General features: G+C 72.5%; 20 protein-coding genes. 4 read left to right on the top strand and 16 right to left on the bottom strand.

Annotated elements, in window-relative coordinates; all coding sequences use genetic code 11:
* Positions 1–5 precede the first annotated feature (5 nt).
* The 10 genes from ACH34Q_RS27010 to rimP form a co-directional block, all read right to left on the bottom strand.
* Positions 6–947: a bifunctional riboflavin kinase/FAD synthetase gene (locus ACH34Q_RS27010; RefSeq protein ID WP_395985885.1), complete on the bottom strand. Its 942-nt coding sequence runs from the start codon at positions 945–947 to the stop codon at positions 6–8.
* A 182-nt stretch (positions 948–1,129) separates the two neighbouring features.
* Positions 1,130–1,801 (bottom strand): hemolysin III family protein, encoded by a 672-nt coding sequence (locus ACH34Q_RS27005; RefSeq protein ID WP_395985884.1) that lies wholly within the window; start codon positions 1,799–1,801, stop codon positions 1,130–1,132.
* A 357-nt stretch (positions 1,802–2,158) separates the two neighbouring features.
* Positions 2,159–3,037 (bottom strand): tRNA pseudouridine(55) synthase TruB, encoded by an 879-nt coding sequence (truB, locus tag ACH34Q_RS27000; protein WP_395985862.1) that lies wholly within the window; start codon positions 3,035–3,037, stop codon positions 2,159–2,161.
* A gap of 10 nt (positions 3,038–3,047) precedes the next feature.
* A complete protein-coding gene (locus ACH34Q_RS26995) occupies positions 3,048–4,250 on the bottom strand; it encodes a bifunctional oligoribonuclease/PAP phosphatase NrnA (RefSeq protein ID WP_395985861.1) in 1,203 nt (400 codons plus the stop codon).
* Entirely contained in the window at positions 4,247–4,786 is a 540-nt protein-coding gene (gene rbfA / locus ACH34Q_RS26990) for a 30S ribosome-binding factor RbfA (RefSeq protein WP_395985860.1), read from the bottom strand. The genes ACH34Q_RS26995 and rbfA overlap by 4 nt, the downstream gene beginning before the upstream one ends.
* A 40-nt stretch (positions 4,787–4,826) precedes the next feature.
* The gene (locus tag ACH34Q_RS26985) at positions 4,827–5,135 is read right to left on the bottom strand and encodes a DUF503 domain-containing protein (protein WP_395985859.1); all 309 of its coding nucleotides are present in this window, start codon (positions 5,133–5,135) and stop codon (positions 4,827–4,829) included.
* Between the two features lie 232 nt (positions 5,136–5,367).
* Entirely contained in the window at positions 5,368–8,541 is a 3,174-nt protein-coding gene (gene infB / locus ACH34Q_RS26980) for a translation initiation factor IF-2 (protein ID WP_395985858.1), read from the bottom strand.
* A gap of 108 nt (positions 8,542–8,649) precedes the next feature.
* Positions 8,650–8,991: a YlxR family protein gene (locus ACH34Q_RS26975; RefSeq protein ID WP_395985857.1), complete on the bottom strand. Its 342-nt coding sequence runs from the start codon at positions 8,989–8,991 to the stop codon at positions 8,650–8,652.
* 43 nt (positions 8,992–9,034) lie between these two features.
* The gene (nusA, locus tag ACH34Q_RS26970; protein WP_395985856.1) at positions 9,035–10,099 is read right to left on the bottom strand and encodes a transcription termination factor NusA; all 1,065 of its coding nucleotides are present in this window, start codon (positions 10,097–10,099) and stop codon (positions 9,035–9,037) included.
* A gap of 24 nt (positions 10,100–10,123) precedes the next feature.
* Positions 10,124–10,771, bottom strand: a complete 648-nt coding sequence (rimP, locus tag ACH34Q_RS26965) for a ribosome maturation factor RimP (RefSeq protein WP_395985855.1) — start codon at positions 10,769–10,771, stop codon at positions 10,124–10,126.
* 228 nt (positions 10,772–10,999) lie between these two features.
* On the opposite strand from rimP, the gene ACH34Q_RS26960 reads away from it, so the two are divergent.
* Both ACH34Q_RS26960 and ACH34Q_RS26955 read left to right on the top strand, forming a co-directional pair.
* Positions 11,000–11,515, top strand: a complete 516-nt coding sequence (locus tag ACH34Q_RS26960) for a hypothetical protein (RefSeq protein WP_395985854.1) — start codon at positions 11,000–11,002, stop codon at positions 11,513–11,515.
* The gene (locus ACH34Q_RS26955; protein ID WP_395985853.1) at positions 11,512–11,997 is read left to right on the top strand and encodes a ferritin-like domain-containing protein; all 486 of its coding nucleotides are present in this window, start codon (positions 11,512–11,514) and stop codon (positions 11,995–11,997) included. Before ACH34Q_RS26960 ends, ACH34Q_RS26955 begins: the two co-directional genes overlap by 4 nt.
* An 84-nt stretch (positions 11,998–12,081) precedes the next feature.
* Here the strand turns inward: ACH34Q_RS26955 and ACH34Q_RS26950 are convergent, their stop codons facing one another.
* A complete protein-coding gene (locus tag ACH34Q_RS26950; protein WP_395985852.1) occupies positions 12,082–12,774 on the bottom strand; it encodes an HAD family hydrolase in 693 nt (230 codons plus the stop codon).
* Between the two features lie 131 nt (positions 12,775–12,905).
* Between ACH34Q_RS26950 and ACH34Q_RS26945 the strand changes: the two genes are divergently transcribed.
* Both ACH34Q_RS26945 and ACH34Q_RS26940 read left to right on the top strand, forming a co-directional pair.
* A complete protein-coding gene (locus ACH34Q_RS26945; protein WP_395985851.1) occupies positions 12,906–14,474 on the top strand; it encodes a hypothetical protein in 1,569 nt (522 codons plus the stop codon).
* Positions 14,475–14,573: 99 nt separating this feature from the next.
* Positions 14,574–15,737: a lysylphosphatidylglycerol synthase transmembrane domain-containing protein gene (locus tag ACH34Q_RS26940; RefSeq protein ID WP_395985850.1), complete on the top strand. Its 1,164-nt coding sequence runs from the start codon at positions 14,574–14,576 to the stop codon at positions 15,735–15,737.
* A gap of 26 nt (positions 15,738–15,763) precedes the next feature.
* Here ACH34Q_RS26940 and ACH34Q_RS26935 read toward each other — a convergent pair whose 3' ends face one another.
* The 5 genes from ACH34Q_RS26935 to ACH34Q_RS26915 all read right to left on the bottom strand — a co-directional run bounded on the left by ACH34Q_RS26935 (position 15,764) and on the right by ACH34Q_RS26915 (position 21,473).
* Complete coding sequence (locus ACH34Q_RS26935; RefSeq protein WP_395985883.1) at positions 15,764–16,996, bottom strand: ROK family protein; 1,233 nt, start codon at positions 16,994–16,996, stop codon at positions 15,764–15,766.
* A complete protein-coding gene (locus ACH34Q_RS26930) occupies positions 16,996–17,787 on the bottom strand; it encodes an ATP-binding cassette domain-containing protein (RefSeq protein ID WP_395985849.1) in 792 nt (263 codons plus the stop codon). The genes ACH34Q_RS26935 and ACH34Q_RS26930 overlap by 1 nt, the downstream gene beginning before the upstream one ends.
* Before the next feature lie 284 nt (positions 17,788–18,071).
* A complete protein-coding gene (locus tag ACH34Q_RS26925) occupies positions 18,072–19,355 on the bottom strand; it encodes a sugar ABC transporter permease (RefSeq protein ID WP_395985848.1) in 1,284 nt (427 codons plus the stop codon).
* Positions 19,356–19,365: 10 nt separating this feature from the next.
* On the bottom strand, positions 19,366–20,151 hold the full coding sequence (locus ACH34Q_RS26920) for an ATP-binding cassette domain-containing protein (protein WP_395985847.1): 786 nt from the start codon (positions 20,149–20,151) through the stop codon (positions 19,366–19,368).
* Between the two features lie 254 nt (positions 20,152–20,405).
* The gene (locus ACH34Q_RS26915; RefSeq protein WP_395985846.1) at positions 20,406–21,473 is read right to left on the bottom strand and encodes a sugar ABC transporter substrate-binding protein; all 1,068 of its coding nucleotides are present in this window, start codon (positions 21,471–21,473) and stop codon (positions 20,406–20,408) included.
* Positions 21,474–21,519 lie beyond the last annotated feature (46 nt).

The raw sequence follows: 21,519 nt of genomic DNA, 5'->3' as shown, positions 1-21,519 counted from the left end.
GCCGATCAGGGGGCGGTCAGCTCGCGGATCCGGGCCACGTCGAGGTGCATCTGCTCGACCAGCGCCTCGATCGAGTCGAACTTGAGCGTGTCGCGGATCCGGGCCTCGAAGTCGACCGCCATGTGCTCGCCGTAGAGGTCGAGATCGTCGCGGTCCAGCGCGTACGCCTCGACCGTGCGCTCGACGCCGTCGAACGTGGGGTTGGTGCCGATGGAGATCGCCGCGGGCCAGCTGAAGCCGGGGTAGCGGTCGGAGTCGCACACCAGCCGGCCGGAGTACACGCCGTCGGCCGGGATGGCCGTGTGCGGCAGGCTCTCCAGGTTGGCGGTCGGGAAGCCCAGCGCCCGGCCGCGCTGGTGCCCGCGCACCACCACGCCCTCGACGCGGTGCGGCCGGCCCAGCGCGCGCGCGGCGTCGTCGACCGCGCCGGCGTCCAGCCGCTCCCGGATGTGGGTGGAGGAGATCGTGCCGCCGTTGGCCACCAGCGGCATCCCCTCGACGGTGAAGTCGTACTTCTCGCCCAGCTCGCGCAGCAGCGGGACGTCGCCTTTGGCCCGGTGCCCGAAGCGGAAGTCCTCCCCCACGATCACGTGGGACGCGTGCAGCCGGTCGACCAGCACGGACTGGACGAACTCGTCCGGCGGCACCTTCGACAGCTCCAGCGTGAACGGGACCACCGCGACCGCGTCGGTGCCGAGGCCCTCCAGCAGCTCGATCCGGCGCCGGGCCGAGGTCAGCAGCGGCGGGTGCGTGCCCGGCCGTACCACCTCGTCGGGATGCGGATCGAACGTGATCACGACCGACCGGACGCCGCGCTCGCGGGCCAGATCGGCGGCGGCGCGGACGATCCGCTGATGACCGCGGTGCACGCCGTCGAACACGCCGATCGTCACGACCGACCTGCCCCAATCGGCGGGAACCTCGTCGAGGCCATGCCAGCGCCGCACCATGCACTCCCTGCGTGAAACCTGCCCTGCCGGTCCTGTGTCGCCTTCAAGACTGCCATGCGGCCGGTCCCGGGATGACCGGAGGGCTGCCCGAGCGTGATTCTACCCGCCGGTAGTGGCGGCTCACGCGCACGGCGGCGGCTCAGCGTACCGGCGTCGCCTCCCCTCAGGCCGGGCGAGGCTCACGCGGACTGGTAGACCACCAGCGAGACCGCGATGTACTGCATGACGTACGCCGCGAGCGTGCAGGCGTGGAAGACCTCGTGGAAGCCGAACCAGCGCGGCGAGGGGTCGGGCCGCTTCAGGCCGTACACGACGCCGCCCGCGCTGTAGGCGATCCCGCCCAGCGCCACCAGGACGCAGGCGGCGATCCCGACGCCGTCGAGGAACTGCGGCAGGAAGAACACCGCGACCCAGCCCAGGGCGATGTAGAGGCTCACGTAGAGCCAGCGCGGCGCGCCGACCCACATCGTGCGGAAGAGGACGCCGGCGACGGCGCCCGTCCAGACGACGCCGAGGACCACGATCCGGACGGTGCCGTCCAGGGCCACCACGGCGAACGGCGTGTACGTCCCGGCGATGATCAGGTAGATGTTGGCGTGGTCGAAGCGCCGCAGCAGTTCGAGCAGCCGGGTGTCCTGCTGGCGGTGGTAGGTCCCCGAGATCCCGAACAGCAGGGCCGAGGTGGCGACGTACACCGCCGAGGCCAGCCGCGCCCCGGTGGTGGGGCCGAGCGCGACCAGGACGAGCCCGGCCAGCAGCACGGCGGGGAACGCGCCCAGATGCAGCCAGCCGCGCAGCCGGGGGCGGGTGGGAGAGGGGGCGTCGGGCAGGGACGGGGACGGGTGGCTCATTGTGGCCACGAGCGACCTCCTAACTCATCCGACTCGACCGGACCGACTCAACGGTTCTCGGCCGACTCGTGTTCTCGGCCGACTCAGGTTCTCGACCGACTCGGATTCTCGACCGACTCGACGGAATCAAACCTACGGTTACGTAGGTTACGCGACCGTAGGTTGAATCGGGAGGGTCCGGCGGGGTGACTCCGCCCACGACACGCAGCGTCAGTGGACGAGAACGGCCGGAAACGCGCTTCAGTTGACTCGTGGCTTCAGTTGACTCGTGGCGTGTTCGCCTCTGCCCCGGCGTTCTCAGGCGAACACGCCACGAGTCAACACTCGGGGACGCGGTCGGCCAGGGGACGTGGCCGGTCAGGGAACGAAGACGGCCAGCGGCTTGGCCGCGTTGCCCTGCTCCTCCACCAGCGCCAGCAGCGTCCCGTCGGGGGCGAAGACGCCCACCGGCCCGGGGCCGAGGCCGATCGCCGGCAGCCGCCCGCCGTGCATGACCTTGCGGGCGTCGTCGGCCTCCACGTCGCGGCGCGGGAACACCGCCGCCACCGCGTCGCCGATCGGCAGCATCTCCATGGTCTCGCCGAGCTGGTCGAGCGTGCGGGCCATGCTCAGGTCGTACGGTCCCACCCGGGTACGGCGCAGGGCGGTGAGGTGCCCGCCGGTGCCGAGCATGGCGCCCAGGTCGCGGGCCAGCGCGCGGATGTAGGTACCCGACGAGCAGCCGATCACGGCGTCCACGTCGATCAGGTCGCCGTCCCTGCGCACCTCGGTGACCGTGAACGCGTGCACCGTCACCGGGCGCGCCTCCAGGGCCACGTGCTCGCCCTTGCGGGCCATCTTGTACGCCCGCTCCCCGTTCACCTTGATCGCGCTGACCTGCGGCGGCGTCTGCCGGATCGGGCCGGTCAGCGAGGCGATCCCGGCCCGCAGCGCCTCGTCGGCGACCGCGCCGGCCGGCGCGGAGGCGATGATCTCGCCCTCGGCGTCGTCGGTGTTGGTGGTCTGGCCGAGCCGGATCGTGGCCACGTACTCCTTCTCGGTCAGCGCCAGATGGCCGAGCAGCCGGGTGGCCTTCTCGATCCCGAGCACCAGCACGCCGGTGGCCATCGGGTCCAGCGTGCCCGCGTGCCCGACCCGCCGGGTCCGCGCGAGCCGCCGCATCCTGCCCACCACGTCATGGGACGTCCATTCCGCGGGCTTGTCGACGATGACCAGCCCCGAGGCGGCCGTGCTCATGGTTTCTCCCTCAGGGTGCGCGCAGCGCGGCGCGCAGCCGGTCGATGATGTCGGCGGGCTCGCCGGTGATGGTGAACGCCGCCGCGGTGCGATGGCCGCCGCCGCCCAGCGCGACGCAGGCGCGGCCCACGTCGACCTGCCCCTTGGAACGGGTCGACACGTACCAGCCGCCCTGGTCGTTCTCCTTGCAGACGACCGCGACCTCGGCCTCGTCGGCCCGGCGGAGCTGGTCGATGACCCCTTCGAGCTGGTCGTACGGAACGTCCCGCGCATCGCGCTCGGCGCGGCCGATCGTCGTCCAGACCAGGCCGAGACCGCCGGCCGCGTCGCGTTCGAGCCGGGCCCTGGCCAGCGCGCCCGCCAGCACCATCAGGTAGCCGAACGGGGCCCGGTCCCACAGCTCGCGGCTCACCGCTTCGGGACGTACGCCCGCCGCGAGCAGCCGTCCCGCCAGATCGTGCACCTGCGGGGTCGTGCAGGGGTACTTGAACGAGCCGGTGTCGCTGGCCACGCCCGCGTACAGGCCCTGCGCGATGTCGGGGGTGAGTGGCGCGCCGAGCCGGCGGATCAGCTCGTCGACCAGCACCGCGGTGGCCGCCGCGTCCGGATCGACCAGCCGGACGGCACCGAAGCCGGTGTTGGAGGCGTGGTGGTCGACGACGATCAGCGAGCCGGCGGCGGCGGCGCGGCCGGCCAGCGAGCCGAGCCGTTCCACCCCCGCGGCGTCCAGCGTGATCATCACCTCGGGCGCGGCGGGCATCCGGGACGGCTCGACCAGCAGCTCCTGGCCGGGCAGGAAGCGCAGGATGTCGGGGACCTTGAACGGCTCGCCGAACGAGGCCGAGACGCCCTTGCCGAGCGCGCGCAGCGCCTGCGCGAGCGCCAGCATCGAGCCGAGCGCGTCGCCGTCCGGGGCCACATGGCAGGTCAGCGAGATGTCCCCGGCCTCCCGGATGAGCCGGACGGCCTCGTCCCACTCCAGATCGGCCCAGCCGGCGGCATCGGCGGCCGGTCCCGGCGGGGTCGCCGCAGCCGGGCTCGCCACCGGGGGGTTCGCCCCCACGGGGTTCACCACCGCCGGGTTCGCCACCACGGGGCCCGTCGAGTGGTCGACATGGTCGGCGGCGCCGCCCCAGGCGAGCCCGGGAGCGTCCTGATCACTGATCCAGACGGCCCCCGGTGCCCGCGGGTCGCCCGCCACCGGCTCGCTCACGATGACGAGTGTCCCGCTTCGCCGCCCTCGTCGCGGGTGGAGTCGGCGGATTCGTCCGAACCGGCGGTGTCACCGGCCTCGTCGTCCTCGTCGTCCTCGTCGTCCTCGTCGCCGGCCTCGTCGGCCTCGCGGTACGGGTTGGCGTCGCCCGCCGGAGTGGCGCCCTGCGCCGCCCTGGCGACCTCCGCGTCCCGCTGGCGCGCCTTGGCCAGCAGGTCGTCGATGTGCGCCGCGTTCTCCATCACCGAGTCGATGACGAAGGTCAGGCTCGGGGTGTGCCGGACGCCGGTCTGCTTGCCCACCTCGGAGCGGATGACGCCCTTGGCGCTCTCCAGGGCGGCGGCCGTCCCGGCCTGCTCGTCCTCCGTCCCGTACACCGTGTAGTAGACGGTGGCGTCGCGCAGGTCGTTGGTGATGCGGGTGTCCGTCACGGTCACGAAGCCGAGCCGCGGGTCCTTGATCCGCCGCTCCAGCATCTCCGCCACGATCTGCTGGATGCGGTCGGCGAGCTTGCGGGCCCGAGCTGCGTCCACCATGATCGCACTCCCTTTCGTAGTCTCGCGAGCAGCCGGAAGGCTAGTCCTCGCCGTTGTAGAGCCGCCGCCGTGCCGACAGCAGCTCGATCTCCGGGCGGCCTGCGACCAGCCGCTCGCACTGGTCCAGGACCTCGGTGCAGTTGCCGGCGGTGGCCGACACCACCGCCACGCCGATCTCCGCCCTGCGGTGCAGGTCGGTCTCGCCGGTCTCGGCGACGGCCACGCCGGGGAACCGCTTGCGGATCTCGGCGACGATGGGACGGACGACCGAACGCTTCTGCTTCAGCGAGTGGACGTCTCCCAAGAGCAGGTCGAGCGTCAGCGCACCCACGTACACCTGGCGGATCACCTCGGGATCTTCGTCTGGATGGAACGACGGGCGGCGGCCGGGATGTTCCCGGAGCCGCCGACGTGACATGACGCCAGCCGGAAGGATCCGCCTGGCGCCATGTCACGTGTATGACGACTGCACAGTCTCGCGACGACGCCGCTCACGACGGCGCTTCTCGCGCCACCGCCGCTCGCGACGTCACCGTGCGCCGGGGGCCCGTACGCTCACGGGCCCCCGGCGTGGTGCGGCCTCAGGCGCGGGGCTTCTCCCGCATCTCGAAGCACTCGATGGTGTCACCGAGCTTGATGTCGCTGTAGCCGACGCCGATACCGCACTCGAAGCCCTCGCGGACCTCGGTGGCGTCGTCCTTGAACCGGCGCAGGGACGACACCGTGAGGTTGTCGGAGATCACGGCACCGTCGCGGATCAGGCGCGCCTTGGCGTTGCGCTGGATGATCCCCGAGGTGACCATCGAGCCACCGACGTTCCCGATCTTCGGCACCTTGAAGATCTCGCGGATCTCCGCGGTACCGAGCTGGACCTCTTCGAACTCCGGCTTCAGCATGCCCTTGAGGGCCGCCTCGATCTCGTCGATCGCCTGGTAGATCACCGAGTAGTAGCGGATGTCCACGCCCTCGCGGTCGGCCATCTCCTGCGCGTTGCGCTCCGGCCGTACGTTGAAGCCGATGATCACCGCGCCGTCGGAGGCGACCGACAGGTTGACGTCGTCCTGCGTGATCGCGCCGACACCGCGGCGGATCACCCGGAGGTTGACCTCCTCGCCGACGTCGATCTTCGACAGCGAGTCCTCGAGGGCCTCCACCGAACCGGACACGTCGCCCTTGAGGATGAGCAGCAGCTCGTCCCGCTCGCCGCGCTCGAGGTCCTTGAACAGGTCCTCGAGGGAGCTGCTCTTGCGGCTCTTGAGCAGCTCGGCGTTGCGCTTGCGGGCGACCCGCTTGTCGGCGATCTGCCGGGCGATCCGGTCGTCTTCGACGACCAGGAAGTTGTCGCCCGCTCCCGGCACGGCGGTGAGGCCGAGCACCATCACCGGACGCGACGGAGTCGCCTCGGTGACGTTGTTGCCGTTGTCGTCCTGCATCGCCCGGACGCGGCCGTGGGCCACGCCGCAGACGATCGAGTCACCGACGTGCAGCGTGCCGCGCTGGACCAGCACGGTCGCCACGGCGCCGCGGCCCTTGTCCAGCCTGGCCTCGATGGTCGAGCCCTGTGCGGGCATGTCCGGGTTGGCCTTGAGCTCCAGCTCGGCGTCGGCGGTCAGCACGATGGACTCGAGCAGACCGTCGATGTTGATGCCCTGCTTGGCGGACACGTCGACGAACTGGGTCGTACCGCCGAACTCCTCGGCGATCAGGCCGTACTCGGTGAGCTGGGAGCGCACCCGCTGCGGGTCCGCGCCCTCGACGTCGATCTTGTTGACCGCGACCACGATCGGCACGCCGGCCGCCGTGGCGTGGTCGATCGCCTCGGTGGTCTGCGGCTTGACGCCGTCGTCGGCCGCGACCACCAGCACCACCAGGTCGGTGGTGTCGGCACCGCGGGCACGCATGGCGGTGAACGCCTCGTGACCCGGGGTGTCGATGAAGGTGATCTTGCGGTCCACACCGTCCACCACGGTCTGCACCTGGTAGGCGCCGATGTGCTGGGTGATGCCGCCGGCCTCGCCCGCCTGCACGTCGGCGTTGCGCACCGCGTCCAGCAGCTTGGTCTTACCGTGGTCGACGTGGCCCATGACGGTGACGACCGGCGGGCGCACCTGGAGGTGCTCCTCGTCGCCCTCGTCCTCGCCGTACTCGATGTCGAACGACTCGAGCAGCTCGCGGTCCTCGTCCTCGGGACTGACGACGTGGACCTCGAAGTCCAGCTCCAGGCCGAGCTCCTGCAGGTCGGTCTCGTCCACCGACTGGGTGGCCGTGACCATCTTGCCGAGGTGCATCATGATCGCCACGAGCGACGCCGGGTTGGCGCCGATCCGCTCGGCGAAGTCGGTCAGCGTGGCGCCCTGCGGCAGCTTGATCGACTTGCCGTGACCGCGCGGCGCCTGGACGCCGCCGATCGCCGGCGCCTGCATGTTGTCGAACTCTTGACGCCGCTGCTTCTTGGACTTGCGACCCCGGGTCGGGCGGCCGCCGGGACGACCGAAGGCGCCCTGCGTACCACCGCGGCCGCGACCGCCGCCACCCGGGCGGGGACCGAAGCCACCACCGGGACGACCGCCGCCGCCACCCGGACGGGGCGCGCCGAAGCCGCCACCGCCACCGGGACGACCGGCACCGGCACCCGGACGGGCACCGCCGCCACCGGCACCCGGACGGGCACCGCCGCCACCGCCACCGGGACGACCGCCGCCGCCACCGCCGGGACCGCCGCGGCCAGGAGCCGCGGAAGGCCGCGAGGACGGCATGTTCATCGGGCTCGGCCGCGGACCGCCGCCACCCGCGGGACGCGGGGGCATGCCGCCCGGGCTGGGACGGGGACCGCCCGCGCCCGGAGCGCCACCGGGCCGGGGGCCACCGGCCGGACGGGGACCGCCAGGACGGTCGCCGCTCGCGGCGGCCGCCGGACGCTCAGCGGCGGGCCGGGGGCCGGGACGCGGCCCCGGCTTGGCCGACTGGCCCATGCCGGTGTTGGTCGAGCTGAACGGGTTGTTGCCGGGGCGCGGGCCACCGGGCCCACGGCCGCCGCCACCACCGCCGCCGCCACCGCTGCGCGGCGCGGGACGCGGCCCGGGCTTGGGCGTGCGGGGACCCGGCTTGGGGCCACCGCCACCCTCACGGGCGCCGCCTTCGCGGGCACCCTCGTCGCGGGCACCCTCGTCGCGGGCACCTGCGTCACGCTGGCCGCCCTCACGGGGACCGGCGTCGCGGGGACCTGCTTCACGGGGGCCACCGTCACGGGGACCACCCTCGGCCGGACCGCCCGGTGCCTGGGGCACCGCAGGGGCCGGCGCGGACGCCTGTGCCGGCGCCGGAGTGACCGGCGTGCTCGGCGCGGGCGGGACCGGACCCGGACGCGGACCCGGCTTGACGCCGCCGGGAGCGGCGGGTGCCGCCGTGGCCGGCTTGGGCGCGGGCGGGCGGGGCGCCGCCGGCTTCGGCGGGCCTGGACGGGCGCCCGGGGCGGCCTGGCCACCCTGACCGCCCGAGGCCGGAGCGCCGGACGGACCCGGGCGCGGCGCCGACGGGCGCGGCCCAGGGCCGGGACGGTTGCCCGCGGCCTTCTTCTCCGCCGGCTTGGCGGAGGATGAATCGGAAAAAGCCTCTGTGAGCCTGCGAACGACCGGCGCCTCAATCGTTGAGGACGCCGAACGAACGAACTCGCCCATTTCGTTGAGCTTGGCCATGACGGCCTTGCTCTCTACACCGAACTCCTTGGCGAGTTCGTATACCCGGACCTTGGCCACTGCACTCCCTACTCGGTCCGGGGGTGCGGCCTCCGGACCGTCGCTAACTTGCCGTTCTCATAGCGGCGTGCTCATCGAGCGCTCATAGCAATCTCGACCTGCTTCCGACTAGACGTCGCTTACCGTTTGGCCATCCTGCTTCCGCGGCGAATCCGCCGCAAGCCCGTCTCGCAGCACGCTGGTGCCGAGCGGCCCCACCAGGCGAAAGGCCCGGGGGAACGCCCGACGTCGCTCGGCGAGCTCGAGACATCCCGGATCGGGGTGCAGATGAGCGCCCCGTCCCGGCAGTGCTTTGCCCCGGTCGATGACGACTTCGCCCTCGACCACCACCAGGCGCAGCAGGTCGGTCTTGGCCGTTCGAACCCGGCAGCCCACGCAAGTGCGCCACGGGACCGACCGGCCACGTGAGGAAAGTCTACCGCGCCCGGGCGTCGGCGCTACCTGTCGCATGCTCTCCTCACGTAGTTGATCCAGATTCGCCCGTTCCTGCCGCCTATGTGGCGGTGTTTCCGGGGGTCGGTGCGGCTTCCCCGCCGCCCTCTTCCGGCGGAGCGGCGGAAGCCTCCGCGGCTGCGGCGGGCTCGGCCGCCGCAGGGGGCGCGACCTGCTCGGTGTCGGACCGGATGTCGATCCGCCAGCCGGTGAGGCGGGCGGCGAGCCGGGCGTTCTGCCCTTCCTTGCCGATCGCCAGCGACAGCTGGTAGTCGGGCACGATCACCCGGGCCACCCGGGCCTCGGCGTCGATCACCTCGACGGCCGACACCCGCGCCGGCGACAGCGCGTTGCCCACGAAGTTGGCCGGCTCGTCCGACCAGTCCACGATGTCGATCTTCTCGCCGTGCAGCTCGTGCATGACGTTGCGGACCCGGCTGCCGAGCGGGCCGATGCAGGCCCCCTTGGCGTTCACGCCCTGCTTGCGGGACCGTACCGCGATCTTGGTACGGTGCCCGGCCTCGCGGGCGATCGCGGAGATCTCCACCGTGCCGTCGGCGATCTCCGGGACCTCCAGCGCGAACAGCTTGCGCACCAGGTTGGGATGGGTCCGCGACAGCTGCACCGAAGGACCGCGGTGCCCCTTGCGCACTTGCACGACGTAGGCCCGCAGGCGCTCGCCGTGCTCGTAGGACTCGCCGGGCACCTGCTCCTGCGGCGGCAGCACCGCTTCGATCTTGCCGAGGTCCACCAGCACGTTGCGCGGGTCCTTGCCCTGCTGGATGATCCCCGAGACGATGTCGCCCTCACGGCCGGCGTACTCGCCAAAGGTCAGCTCGTCCTCGGCGTCCCGCAGCCGCTGCAGGATGACCTGCTTGGCGGTGGTAGCCGCGATACGTCCAAAACCCGTGGGCGTGTCGTCGTATTCCCGGACGGTCTCGCCGTCCTCATTGGTCTCGGTCGCCCACACGGTGACATGCCCGGTGCTGCGGTCGAGCTCGACCCGCGCCCCGGACGCCGCCCCCTCCGTACGGTTGTAGGCGATCAGCAGCGCGTCTTCGATGGCCTTGATGGCCACTTCGAGCGAGATGTCCTTCTCGCTCTCCAGGCTCCGCAAGGCGGTCATGTCGATGTCCACGAGTCTCCCCCTCTAGTCCGGCTCAGCCGGAGAACGCGATTCCTCGGCCTCGCCGGCGGGCTCGCCGGGGTCGGTGTCCTGGCGGAACTCCACCTGGACCCGGCCCCGTCCCAGCTCCTCGAGGCCGAACCGGCGCCTGGTCGCCTTCGCCGGGCCGCCCTTGGGGCCCTTCGGTGCCTTGGCGCCCTTGACTGGCTTGCTCTTGGCGGGGTCGGCGACGTCGATGACGACCGCCTCGTCGTCCGCGGACACCACCCGGCCCTCGACCTGACCGCCCTCGGCCAGCGGGGCGACGACCAGCCGGCCCGCGGCGCGGCGCCAGTGCCGGGGCTCGGTGAGGGGGCGGTCGACGCCGGGCGAGGACACCTCCAGGACGTACGGCCCGTTGCCCATGACATCGGTGCCGTCGAGGAGCCCGGCGGCGGTCCGGCTGAGCAGCGCGATGTCGTCGAGGCTCACCCCGTCGTCGGAGTCCACCACGATCTTCACCAGCCGGCGCCGGCCCGCGGGCCGCACATCGATCTCTTCCAGGTCGAAGCCCGCCTCGGCGACGGCGGGTTCCAGCAGCCGGGTCAGACCGGCCACCGCCGCCGCGCGGGCGCCCGCCGGGCCGTCGTCGCGGCCCCGGTGAGCGTGTCCACCACCGGACTCGACGCTCATGGGACCTCCTCTAAGTTGTGCCTCTGAATCGTGCCTCTGAGTCGTGCCTCTGCATCGGGCGGATACCGCCGCGTGTCCGTTGCCCTTCAAGACTATCGACAGCCGGGCACCCCGCCGGTCTTTCGGTCGGCTCACCGGCGTGCCGAATATGGAATGCTTGAGCTGGCCTGATGGGCGGTTCAGACGCGGCGGGCCGACATCACCACGCCACCCGGTGAGGAGACGCGCTTGCCTGACGGAGTGCCCGGCGCGGCCCTGTCACGGCGCGCGCTCCTGGGAGCCGGAGCCGCGCTGGGGCTGCCGCTGCTGAGCGGCTGTGGTGACGCCGCCGGGGACGCGGCGGCCGCCGCGGCGCGGGCGGAACTGTCGCTCCTGGTCGGCGCGATCGCGGCCGAGCAGGACCTGATCGCCCTGTACGAGGCGGTACGCGCCGCCCACGCGCCGCTGGCCGCGCGGATCGATCCGGCGCTGGCCCATCACCGCGAGCATCTGGCGGTCCTGAAGCGGCATCACCGTCCCGGGTCGGGCGACCGCGCGGACGAGGGAGCCGTACCGGCGCCGCGTGCGAGGCAGGCTCCGGCAGGGGCGCCCGCGGCGATGAAGGCCCTGCGGGCGGCCGAGGACGCCGCGGCGACCGCACGAGCGGGCGAGGTCGGGCGGGCGGATCCGGGCCTGGCGCAGCTGCTGGCAGGCATCGGTGCCTGCGAGGCGGGACACGCGGCGGCCCTGGCGGAGATGTCATGAAGGCGAGCCCGGTGGACGTGGTGGAGGCGCTCCAGCAGGCGCTGCTGGCCGAGCACGCGGCCGTCTACGGCTACGGGATCGCCGGCGCGCGGCTGCGCGGCACGCTCCGGCAGTCCGCCCGGACCGGCTGGGACCTGCACCGCGCCCGGCGGGACGACCTGGCGGCCCGGCTGACCGCCATGGGGGCCGACCCCCGTGCGGCGGCCCCGGCCTACAAGCTCCCCGCGCGGATCACCTCGGCCCGCTCCGCCGCCAAGGTCGCCGCCGCGCTCGAGGACGACGCCGTCACCGCGTACGCGGGGCTGGCGGGGTCCGGCGACGCCGCGCTGCGGACGTTCGCGGCGCGGGCGATGCAGGAGGCCATGGAACGGGCGGTGCGCTGGCGCGCCCAGGCGGGCCCGCCCGCGGCCGCGGGTCCCGCCTCCGCCTTTCCCGGCCTGCCGGACACGGCACTGTCCCCCCAGCCTCGGCCGGGCGAATAGCCGGCGGCCCCACAGCCGCGCCGCCGACCTCCGCCAGGCCGCTGGCTTGGTACGCCGCTGACCCTGGTACGCCGCTGACCCCTGCTAGGCCGCTGACCAGCGGTCGATGTGCGCGAGCAGGCCGTCAAGCCGGTCGATGGTCGCGTCGGGCGTCACCGAGTCCCACGTCGGCACGAGGCTGTTGGGGACGAGCACGCCCCGGAGCCCGGCGGACTTGGCGCCGTGGATGTCGTCGTACGGGCGGTCGCCGACGAAGACGCAGTCGGCCGGGTCGTCCACGCCGACGGCGGCCATCGCGGCGCGGAACGCCTCGGCATGGGGCTTGGCCCACGGGATCTCGCTGGAGTAGACCGCGCCGTCGAGCAGGTCGAGGACGCCGTCGCGGGCGAAGATCCGCTCGTGCCACTCGCGGGACCACATCGTGTTGGACAGCACGCCGACCTTGATCCCGCGCTCGCGCAGTGCCCTGAGCACGCCGGGTGCGGCCGGGTCGATGATCGTGTGCGGGCTCCAGACCTCGAACTGGGTGGCCAGCAGCGCCTCGGTCGGCTCCACCCCGGCGAGCGCGAACACGTCCGCGAGCGTCGCGCTGCGGTGCTCGTCCCGGCCGCGCCGCCACATCGCGTCCTCGGCGTCGAGCAGGGCCTTGGCCACCGCCTCCACCTCGCCCGGGTCGAGGTGGGCGGCGCAGATCCGCCGCCACATCTCGCCGTGCTGGATGTCGTGCCACGGGGTGAGCGTGCCGCCCCAGTCGAAGATCACCGCAGATACCGCCATGCCGGGAATGGTAGCCATTGCGGCGCCCGGAGTGATCGTCCATTCTTGGTGCACCCGGAGGCGCGACCGGGTCCCGAACGGTCCTGAACGGACCGGTCCCGACCTGACCAGACCAGATCAGAAAGGTCAGCATGTCGCGCATCCGGAGATATCTGGCGGCCGGTACGGCCGTCGGCACGGTGATGGCCGGAGTCCTGACGGCCGGTGCCACGCCCGCGAACGCCGGCCCCGTTCCCGACGGTCCCGGCAAGTGGCTGGTGCCCAAGTACGTCGGCGGACCGGCGACTCCGCGCCCCCTCCCCGGGCAGCCGGTCCCCGCCAACCCCCACCAGGGCCCGGTCGGCCTGTCATCGATGCATGCCGACAGCTACGCCTCGGACACCTACCCGTTCAGCGGTCCCCTCGGGCGGCGGCCGGAGGCCGTCTCGGAGGCCAAGGCGGGCGGGCTGCCGGGGCTGTGCTCGACGGTGACGTTCGCCAAGGACACCGGACTGATCGTCGCCCAGTGCACGCAGGGCGCGAACTTCATGCTGCGGCTGATCGATCCCAAGACGCTGCAGGACCTGGCGACCTACCAGCTGCCGCCACGCCCCTCCACGGTGCAGGCGGTGGTGAGCGCCGACTTCGACAAGGTCCTCACCGACACCTCGGGCGGGGCCTACTACTACCTCGACGGCCAGGACCGGGCCGTGCTCGCCGACTCCGCGTTCCACCTGCGGCGGTTCGCCCACGACAAGGGACCGGACGGCAAGTGGCGGTTCACGGTCACCGACGACTGGGACCTGAGCGGGTACCTGCCGAACGACTGCGCCACCTGGACGAACCCGTGGCCCAAGGGCGAGTGCGACCCGATCACGTCGGTCGGGCCGGACTGGGGCGGCCTCATCTGGTGGATCTCACGGAACGGGCGGATCGGCACGGTGGATCCGGAGACGGGCACCGTCAAGACCATCCGGCTCGACGGGGAAGGGATCCAGAACTCCTTCGCCACCGGCGCCGACGGAGTGTCGATCGTCTCCGACCACGCGCTCTACAAACTGCGCGCGGCGGCGGACGGGACGCCGGAGATCCTCTGGCGGACCCCGTACGACCGGGGCACCGGCCGCAAGCCCGGTCAGATCGACCAGGGCTCGGGCAGCACGCCCACGATGCTCGGCACCGAGTACGTGGCGATCACCGACAACGCCGACGACCGGATGCACGTCCAGGTGCACCGGCGCGAGGACGGGCGGCTGGTCTGCAAGGTCCCGGTGTTCGGCAGCGGGGCGAGCGCCACCGACAACTCGCTGGTCGGGTACGGGAACAGCCTGTTCGTCGAGAACAACTACGGCTACCGCAACTTCTTCGAGCTGGCACCCGGGGGCTCCACGGTGGGCGGGGTGAGCCGGGTCGACATGGACGCCGACGGGCAGGGCTGCCACACGGTCTGGGAGAGCAAGGAGCGCTCGCTGTCCACGGTCCCCAAGGTCTCGGTACCGGCGGGCCTGCTGTACCTCTACACCAAGGAGCCCCGCAGGGACCTCATCGACGCCTGGTACCTCACGGCGGTCGACGTCCACACGGGCAAGACCGTGTACAAGGTGCTGACCGGGACCGGCAAGTGGTTCGACAACAACTGGGCGCCGATCACGCTGGGTCCGGACGGCACCGCGTACGTCGGCGTCGTGGGCGGGCTGGTGGCCGTCCGGGACCGGCCGTGACACCCGCCACATCACGATTTTCGTGACCTTCCAGCGGGAATGTCGGTAGCGGATGAGAGGTTGCGCCGAGCGGGGCTGAACTTGCGAGGTGACCGGGACATGAGCCGATCAGTCACGGCATCTACGCAGCCCGCCCTCCCCTCTTCCCGGCCTTCCCGCCGCCCGGCGGGGCCGCTCCGGTCCCGGCGCGCGCTCCTGCACTGGTGTCTGGCGATCGCGGCGGTCCTGCTGCTCGTCCTGTTCCGCGACCGGCTCCCCGACTTCGGCGCGATGTGGCACGCGGCCACGCGGGCGCATCCGGCCTGGATCGCCGTGATCGTGCTGGCCGAGGCGATCTCGATGGGCGCCTTCGCCCGGCTGCAGCGCCGGCTGCTGCGGATCGGCGGCATCCGGATGACGCTGCGCCGCGCGTTCGCGGTGACGTACGCCGGGAACGCCCTGTCGACCACGCTGCCCGCCGGTCCGGCCGTGAGCGTCGTCTACACGTTCCGGCAGTTCCGGCGCAGCGGGGCGACGGCGCAGCTGGCCACGGCGGTGATCCTGATCGGCGGCGTGATCACCTCTGCCGCGTACACGGTCATCGCCCTGCTGGCACTGCTGGCCGCTCCGCAGGCCCGAGGCGCGGCGCTGGTGGCGCTGCTCGTGCCGGTCGTGTTGGTACTGGTGCTGGCCCGGCGCGGCCCGCGCGCCCGCCTGGCCGCGCTCGCGTCCCGGGCCGGGAGACGGCTGCTGGCGCACCGGCGGATCGCCCCGCACGCCGACCGCCTCCGCGAGGGCCGCGAGGTGCTGCGGCCGGACCTGCGCGACTGGGGCGCGCTCGTACTGCTGGCGGTGGTCAACTGGCTGTTCGACATCCTGGCGCTGTTCGCGGCGGCGCGGGCCGTCGGCATCGAGGTCGCGCCGCACGCGGTGGCGCTGGCCTATTTCGCGGCGCAGGCGGCGGGCAGCCTGCTCCCGCTGCTGCCGGGCGGTCTCGGCGCGATCGAGTCCAGCATGGCCGCGTCCCTGGTCGCGCTCGGCGCGGCCCTGGCGCCCGCCGGGGCGGCGGTCGGCCTCTACCGGCTGGTCTCGTACGTCGTCGTGGTGGCGGTGGGCTGGCTGGCCTGGGCGACGCTGCACGAGGGCGCGCGGCTGGGTGTGCGTACGAAGCGGTTCCTGACGTTCACCGGACGGACCATGCTCGACGGCCTGAGCGGCGCCGCCATGGTGGCGCCGTACGCCACGGCCCATTCCCTGCTGCCACCGCACACCCGCCGCACCTAAGTCCGCCGGTTACAACACCGCCGCGCTCAGGAGACGGGGGTGTCCTCGGGGGCGCGCAGCCGGGCCAGTACCTGGACGGGATCGGCGAGGACCTCGGCGAACGCGAACTCCGCCGCCCCCACCAGCGTGGTGTCGTCCCCTAGCGCCGCCGTACGGAGCCGGACCTTCTCCCTCGGGGCCGCGAGCGCGCCCGTCGCCAGGACGCTCCGTACCTGGGCCGCCGCTCCGAGGTAGATGTCGCGCAGCGTCCCGCCGAAGACCACCAGGCCCGGGTTGAAGATGTTGACCAGGTTGGCCACGCCGAAGCCCAGCCACGTGCCGACCCGGTGCAGCGCGTCCCTGGCCACGACGTCGCCGCGGTCGGCGGCGTCGACGACCGCGCGCACGGCGTCGCGCCCGACCAGGTCGGACGATTCCTCCCGGCCCGCGTGGGCGAGCAGCGTCCGCTCCCCCACCTCGGCCTCCAGGCAGCCGCGCGAACCGCAGGCACAGCCCCGCCCGCCGGGGTTGACCACCATGTGGCCGATCTCCCCGCCGAAGCCCTCCTCGCCGCCGAGCAGCCGGCCGCCGACGATGAGGCCGCCGCCGACCCCGACGTCGCCGTGCAGGTAGATGAGGTTGTCGCAGCCCACGCCCGCGCCGCGCTCGTGCTCGGCCAGCGCGCCGAGGTTGGCGTCGTTGCAGACCGAGACCGGGATGCCCAGGCCGAGCCGGCGCGACAGCGACTCGCCCAGCGCCAGATCGCCGATCTCGAGGTTGGGACCGAACATGATCTGGTCGTCGGCGCGGCGGACCGTACCGGGAAAGGCCAGCGCCGCCCCCACGCAGACCGAGTCGCGGCCCGCCTTGCGCGTCAGCGAGCGCGCGGCCGCCGCCAGCACGCCGACCATCTCGGCCGGATCGAACGGGCCGCGCGTGCGGGGCGCCTCGCGCCGTTCGAGGATCTGACCGCCGAGCCCGACCCGGGCCACGCCGAGCCGGTCGACGCCGACGTCGAACGCCAGCACGTACACGCGGGTGGACTCGGGCCGTACGACCAGCGACGGCCGGCCCGCCCGGCGGCCGGGGCTGCGCGGCAGTTCCTCGCGCACCAGCCCGGCCGCGGTGAGATCCGCGGTCAGCGCCATGATCGTGCTGCGGTTGAGGCCCAGCGACTCGCCCAGCGTCGCCCGCGAGGCCGGGCCGCGCAGATGGACGAAGCGCAGCAGCGTGCCGAGGTTGTGGCGGCGGATCTCCTCTTGTGACGGTCCGGCCCGCATCATCCCGGCGGCCCCGCCGCCGGTGCGCCCGCCTCGCGGGCCAGGCCCAGCTCGCCGCTGCGGCCGGAGGTGATCAGCTCGACGATCTGCGCGTGCGTCACGTCCGCCGTGTTGACCTGCGCGACCATCCGGCCCAGGTAGAGCGCGGCGATCCGGTCCGAGACCGCGAACACGTCGTTCATGTTGTGCGAGATCAGCACTACCGCGAGCCCCTTGTCGGCCAGCCGCCTGACCAGCTCCAGTACCTGCTGCGTCTGCGCGATGCCGAGCGCCGCGGCGGGCTCGTCGAGCACGATCAGCTTGCTGTCCCACAGCACCGCGCGGGCGATCGCGACGGTCTGCCGCTGCCCGCCCGACAGCGACGAGACCTGCTGCCGTACCGAACGCATCGACCGGACCGACAGCGACGCCAGCGTGCTCGCCGCCAGCTCCTCCATCCCGGCCTCGTCGAGCACGGGCCCGCGGCGCCGCTCGCGGCCGAGGAACATGTTCTGCACGATGTCGAGGTTCTCGCAGAGCGCCAGGTCCTGGTGGACGACCTCGATGCCCAGCGCGGCCGCGTCCCGGGGGCTGTCGACCCGTATCGGGCCGCCCTGCCAGAGGTAGCGGCCCGAGTCGAACGGGTGGATGCCGCCGATGCACTTGACCAGCGTCGTCTTGCCCGCGCCGTTGTCGCCGACCAGTGCGGTGACCTCACCGGCACGGGCCGTGAACGAGACGTCGTGCAGGACCTTGACGGGACCGAAGCTCTTGTCGATTCCGCGCAGGTCAAGGACGGGTGTCACTGACATGCCGAGGGGCTCCCACCGTGGCGCACCATCATCGCGCGATAGACGGTCACGCCTGCCGAGCGTAGCAGCAGCCTCTCCGGCCTGGAAGGCGATGCCCGGGGCCCCTGAGGCGGCTGGACCCGCCACGGAAGGACCCGCCACGGGAGAACCACCCGCAGGCGAGCCGGCCACGGGCCAGCCGACCACAGGCCAGCCGGCCACGGGCGAATCCACCACGGGCGAGCCGACAACGGGCGGGGGGCCGGCGGCGAACGCCTCCGGCTCCCCCGAACCCGCCGTGAGACTCACCGTCCCGTGGCCGCCCGGCGGCGCCGGGCGAGCGCGTCGATGCTCGCCGCCAGCAGCAGCACGCCGCCGGTGATGAGCAGGTTGACGTACGCCTTGGCGCCGAGCAGCCCGAGCCCGTTGGCGATGATGGCCACGACCAGCCCGCCGAGGATCGCGTCCCGGGCCTTGCCGCGCCCGCCGAACAGGCTCGTCCCGCCGATCACCGCGGCGCCGACCGCGAACAGCAGCGTGTTGCCCGCGCCGGCGTCGGGGGTGACCGAGTTGAGGCGGGACGCGGCGAAGATGCCGGAGATCGCCGCCGTTCCCGAGCAGATCATGAAGACCGACATCCGCAGCCGGGTGACGTTGATCCCGGCCCGCCTGGCGGCCTCGGCGTTGCCGCCGATCGCGTACAGGTGTCGCCCGTAGGCCGTGCGGCCCAGCACGAACGTCGCCACGATCAGCAGCACCCCCACCAGCGGGATGCCCCACGGCACCCCGGCCAGCGTGACGGCCGGGCTCGGCGCCCGGTCCATGCTGAGCACGTACGTGCCGAACAGCAGCGCCATCGCCACCACCACGGCCTGGCCGGCCACCAGCTGGACCGGCTGCGCGGCCAGCCCGCGCTGGTGCTGGCGCCGCCACCGCCACAGCAGGACGGCGGCGTACCCGCCGGCGGTCACCCCGGCCAGCGTCCAGCCGAGCCAGACCGGCATGTTCCGGTTGGCCAGCGCCACGATGGCCTCATCGCGCACCGGAACGGTGCCGCCCTGCCCGATCAGCCGCAGGGTGATGCCCTGGAGCCCGAGGAACAGCGCCAGCGTGACCACGAACGAGGGGATCCGCACGACCGCGACCAGCCAGCCGGTCCCGGCACCGATCACGATGCCGGCCGCCACCGCCGACAGCACCGCCACGTACCAGGGCTGGCCGGAGTCGACGATCAGTTTGGCCATCACCGCGCCGCACACCCCGCTGGCCACCCCGGCCGACAGGTCGATCTCGCCGAGCAGCAGCACGAAGACCAGGCCCATGGCCAGGATCGTCACCGGCATGGCCTGGGTGAACAGGTTGGCGATGTTGCGTTCGCTGAGGAACGTCTCGGGGCGCAGGGCGGTGAACAGGACGACCAGCCCGGCCAGCCCGGCCAGCGCCGGCAGCGCGCCGAGATCGCCGGCACGGATCCGGTTCCAGTAGTCGGTCAGCGCCGAGCGCACGTCCAGGGGGCGCCGGTCGCCCGCGAAGTCCGACTCCGCGAGCTTGAGGGCGGCGGCACCCGTGTCGTTCTTGTCGATGGACATCGGTGCCCCTTCAGATGTTCTGGGCGGCGGTCGTCGGCGCCAGGCCGAGATCGCCGGAACGGCCGGCGGTGATGAGCTCCACGACCTGGCCGGTGGTGACGTCGGCACGGGCCACGTCGGCGGCCACCCGGCCCAGGTAGAGGGCCGTGATGCGGTCGGCGACCTCGAACACGTCGATCATGTTGTGCGAGATCAGCACCACCGCGTGACCGGTGTCGGCCAGCCGCCTGACCAGGTCCAGGACCTGGCGGGTCTGGGCGACGCCGAGCGCGGCGGTGGGCTCGTCCAGGATCACCACCTTGGACTCCCACAGCGCGGCCTTGGCGATGGCCACGGTCTGCCGCTGGCCTCCCGAGAGGCTGGCCACCTGCTGGCGCACCGACTGCATGGTACGGACCGACAGCCGGGCGAGGGTGTCGCGGGCCGCCTGCTCCATGGAGTCCTCGTCCAGCACGATGCCGCGGCGGCGCTCGCGGCCGAGGAACATGTTCTGCACGATGTCCAGATTGTCGGCCAGCGCGAGATCCTGGTAGACCACCTCGATGCCGAGCGCGGCGGCGTCGCGCGGCCCGCCGATCTCGACCTCGCGGCCGTCGAACTCGATCGTCCCGGAGTCGGTCGGATGGATCCCGGCGATGCATTTGATGAGGGTGGACTTGCCCGCGCCGTTGTCACCGACCAGGGCCATCACCTCACCGGTCCGCACGGCGAAGTCCACGTCGTGCAGGACGTGGACGGCACCGAAGCTCTTGTTGAGCCCGATCAGCCTGAGGACGGGATCACCGTTTTCTGCCACGTGCTTCCCTTCGTTTCTAAAGCCCCGGCCCAATTTCTAAGCCCCGGCCCAGGGGTGCTCGCCTGGCGGCTCGCACCCCTGACCGTGCCTTGTGCGAGCGCTGCATCGCTTCGCGATCTGACCGGTGAGGCTCGCCTTCGGCGTCGCCTCACCGGTCAGTCAAACGCGCTCGCGTGGTGGCCGGGCCCCGTGGCGGGACCCGGCCGCCGGGGCGCGTGTGTGCGCGCTCCGGTTGGCCGGGCCCCGCGTGACGGTCACTGGATGCCGGCGTCCTTGCACTTGGCCGCGTAGGCGCCCGCGCAGAGCTCTTCCTTCTTGACGAAGCCGTCGTCGACGACCTGCTTGACGTTGTCCTTGAACACGCCGATGGGCGTCAGCAGGACCGAGGGGACCTTCCGCTTGCCCTGCGGGTCGTCCACGGAGGCGGTGGTCTCGCCCTTCTCGCCCTTGGTCAGCCCGACGGCCAGCTTGGCGACCGCGTCGGCCTCCTGCTTGATCGGCTTGTAGACGGTCATGCACTGGTTGCCGTCCAGGACGTTCTGCAGGCCCTGGACGGTGGCGTCCTGCCCGGTCACCGGCACCTCGCCGGCCCGGTTGTTCTTCTTCAGCACGGCGATCGCCGCGTTGCCGACGCCGTCGTTGGCGGCCAGCACGCCGTCGATCTTCCCGTCCTGCTGGGTCCACATCTGCTCGAAGATGGTGGCGGCCTGCTGGTTGTCCCAATCCGGCACGGCCTGCTCGGCGACCTTCTTGTACGAGGTCACCTTGTCGAGGACGCTGTGCGCGCCCTGGGCGAACAGGGTGGCGTTGTTGTCGGTGGGCGCGCCGTTGAGGTAGGCGATGTTGGCCTTCTTGTCGCCCAGGCACTTCTGCAGGCCCTTGCCCTGCTCCTCGCCGACCTTCACGTTGTCGAACGACACGTAGTAGTCGGCGACACCGCCGAGCGTGAGCCGGTCGTAGTCGATCGTCTTGACGCCCTGCTGCTGTGCCTTGCGCTGCACGGCCGCCGCGGAGTTGGAGTCGAGCCCGGTCACGACCAGGACGGTGACGCCGCCGGTGAGCATCTGGTCGGCGATGGTCTGGAAGCGCTGGGTCGAGCCTTCGGCGTTCTGGATGTCGTACTTGACGCCCGCCGTCTTGAACGACTGCTCCAGCAACGGCCGGTCGAAGCTCTCCCAGCGAACCGAGGACTTGGTGTCGGGCAGGATCACGCCGATCTTGCCCTGCTGTTCGCCGCCGCTCTCCTCACCGTCCCCGCAGGCCGCGAGCGTGAGCACCGCGGCCGCCGTTACGGCGGTGAGGCTGAGGATCCCCTTGCGCATGGGCCCGGGTCCTTTCTGGGGGGTGGGTTCGCCGGTGACGGGGGTC

The sequence above is a fragment of the Actinomadura sp. 9N407 genome, assembly GCF_044326315.1.
GTDB lineage: Bacteria > Actinomycetota > Actinomycetes > Streptosporangiales > Streptosporangiaceae > Spirillospora.
This window is presented reverse-complemented; position numbering and strand designations above follow the sequence as displayed.

Coding starts and splice junctions, on each gene's coding strand:
- ACH34Q_RS26915 (WP_395985846.1), bottom strand. CDS start 21,473: ATGCGCAAGGGGATCCTCAGCCTCACCGCCGTAACGGCGGCCGCGGTG.
- ACH34Q_RS26940 (WP_395985850.1), top strand. CDS start 14,574: ATGAGCCGATCAGTCACGGCATCTACGCAGCCCGCCCTCCCCTCTTCC.
- ACH34Q_RS26935 (WP_395985883.1), bottom strand. CDS start 16,996: ATGCGGGCCGGACCGTCACAAGAGGAGATCCGCCGCCACAACCTCGGC.
- ACH34Q_RS27005 (WP_395985884.1), bottom strand. CDS start 1,801: ATGAGCCACCCGTCCCCGTCCCTGCCCGACGCCCCCTCTCCCACCCGC.
- ACH34Q_RS26950 (WP_395985852.1), bottom strand. CDS start 12,774: ATGGCGGTATCTGCGGTGATCTTCGACTGGGGCGGCACGCTCACCCCG.
- ACH34Q_RS26925 (WP_395985848.1), bottom strand. CDS start 19,355: ATGTCCATCGACAAGAACGACACGGGTGCCGCCGCCCTCAAGCTCGCG.
- ACH34Q_RS26955 (WP_395985853.1), top strand. CDS start 11,512: ATGAAGGCGAGCCCGGTGGACGTGGTGGAGGCGCTCCAGCAGGCGCTG.
- truB (WP_395985862.1), bottom strand. CDS start 3,037: ATGAGCACGGCCGCCTCGGGGCTGGTCATCGTCGACAAGCCCGCGGAA.
- nusA (WP_395985856.1), bottom strand. CDS start 10,099: ATGACCGCCTTGCGGAGCCTGGAGAGCGAGAAGGACATCTCGCTCGAA.
- ACH34Q_RS26945 (WP_395985851.1), top strand. CDS start 12,906: ATGTCGCGCATCCGGAGATATCTGGCGGCCGGTACGGCCGTCGGCACG.
- rbfA (WP_395985860.1), bottom strand. CDS start 4,786: ATGGTGGACGCAGCTCGGGCCCGCAAGCTCGCCGACCGCATCCAGCAG.
- ACH34Q_RS26975 (WP_395985857.1), bottom strand. CDS start 8,991: ATGCGACAGGTAGCGCCGACGCCCGGGCGCGGTAGACTTTCCTCACGT.
- ACH34Q_RS26930 (WP_395985849.1), bottom strand. CDS start 17,787: ATGTCAGTGACACCCGTCCTTGACCTGCGCGGAATCGACAAGAGCTTC.
- rimP (WP_395985855.1), bottom strand. CDS start 10,771: ATGAGCGTCGAGTCCGGTGGTGGACACGCTCACCGGGGCCGCGACGAC.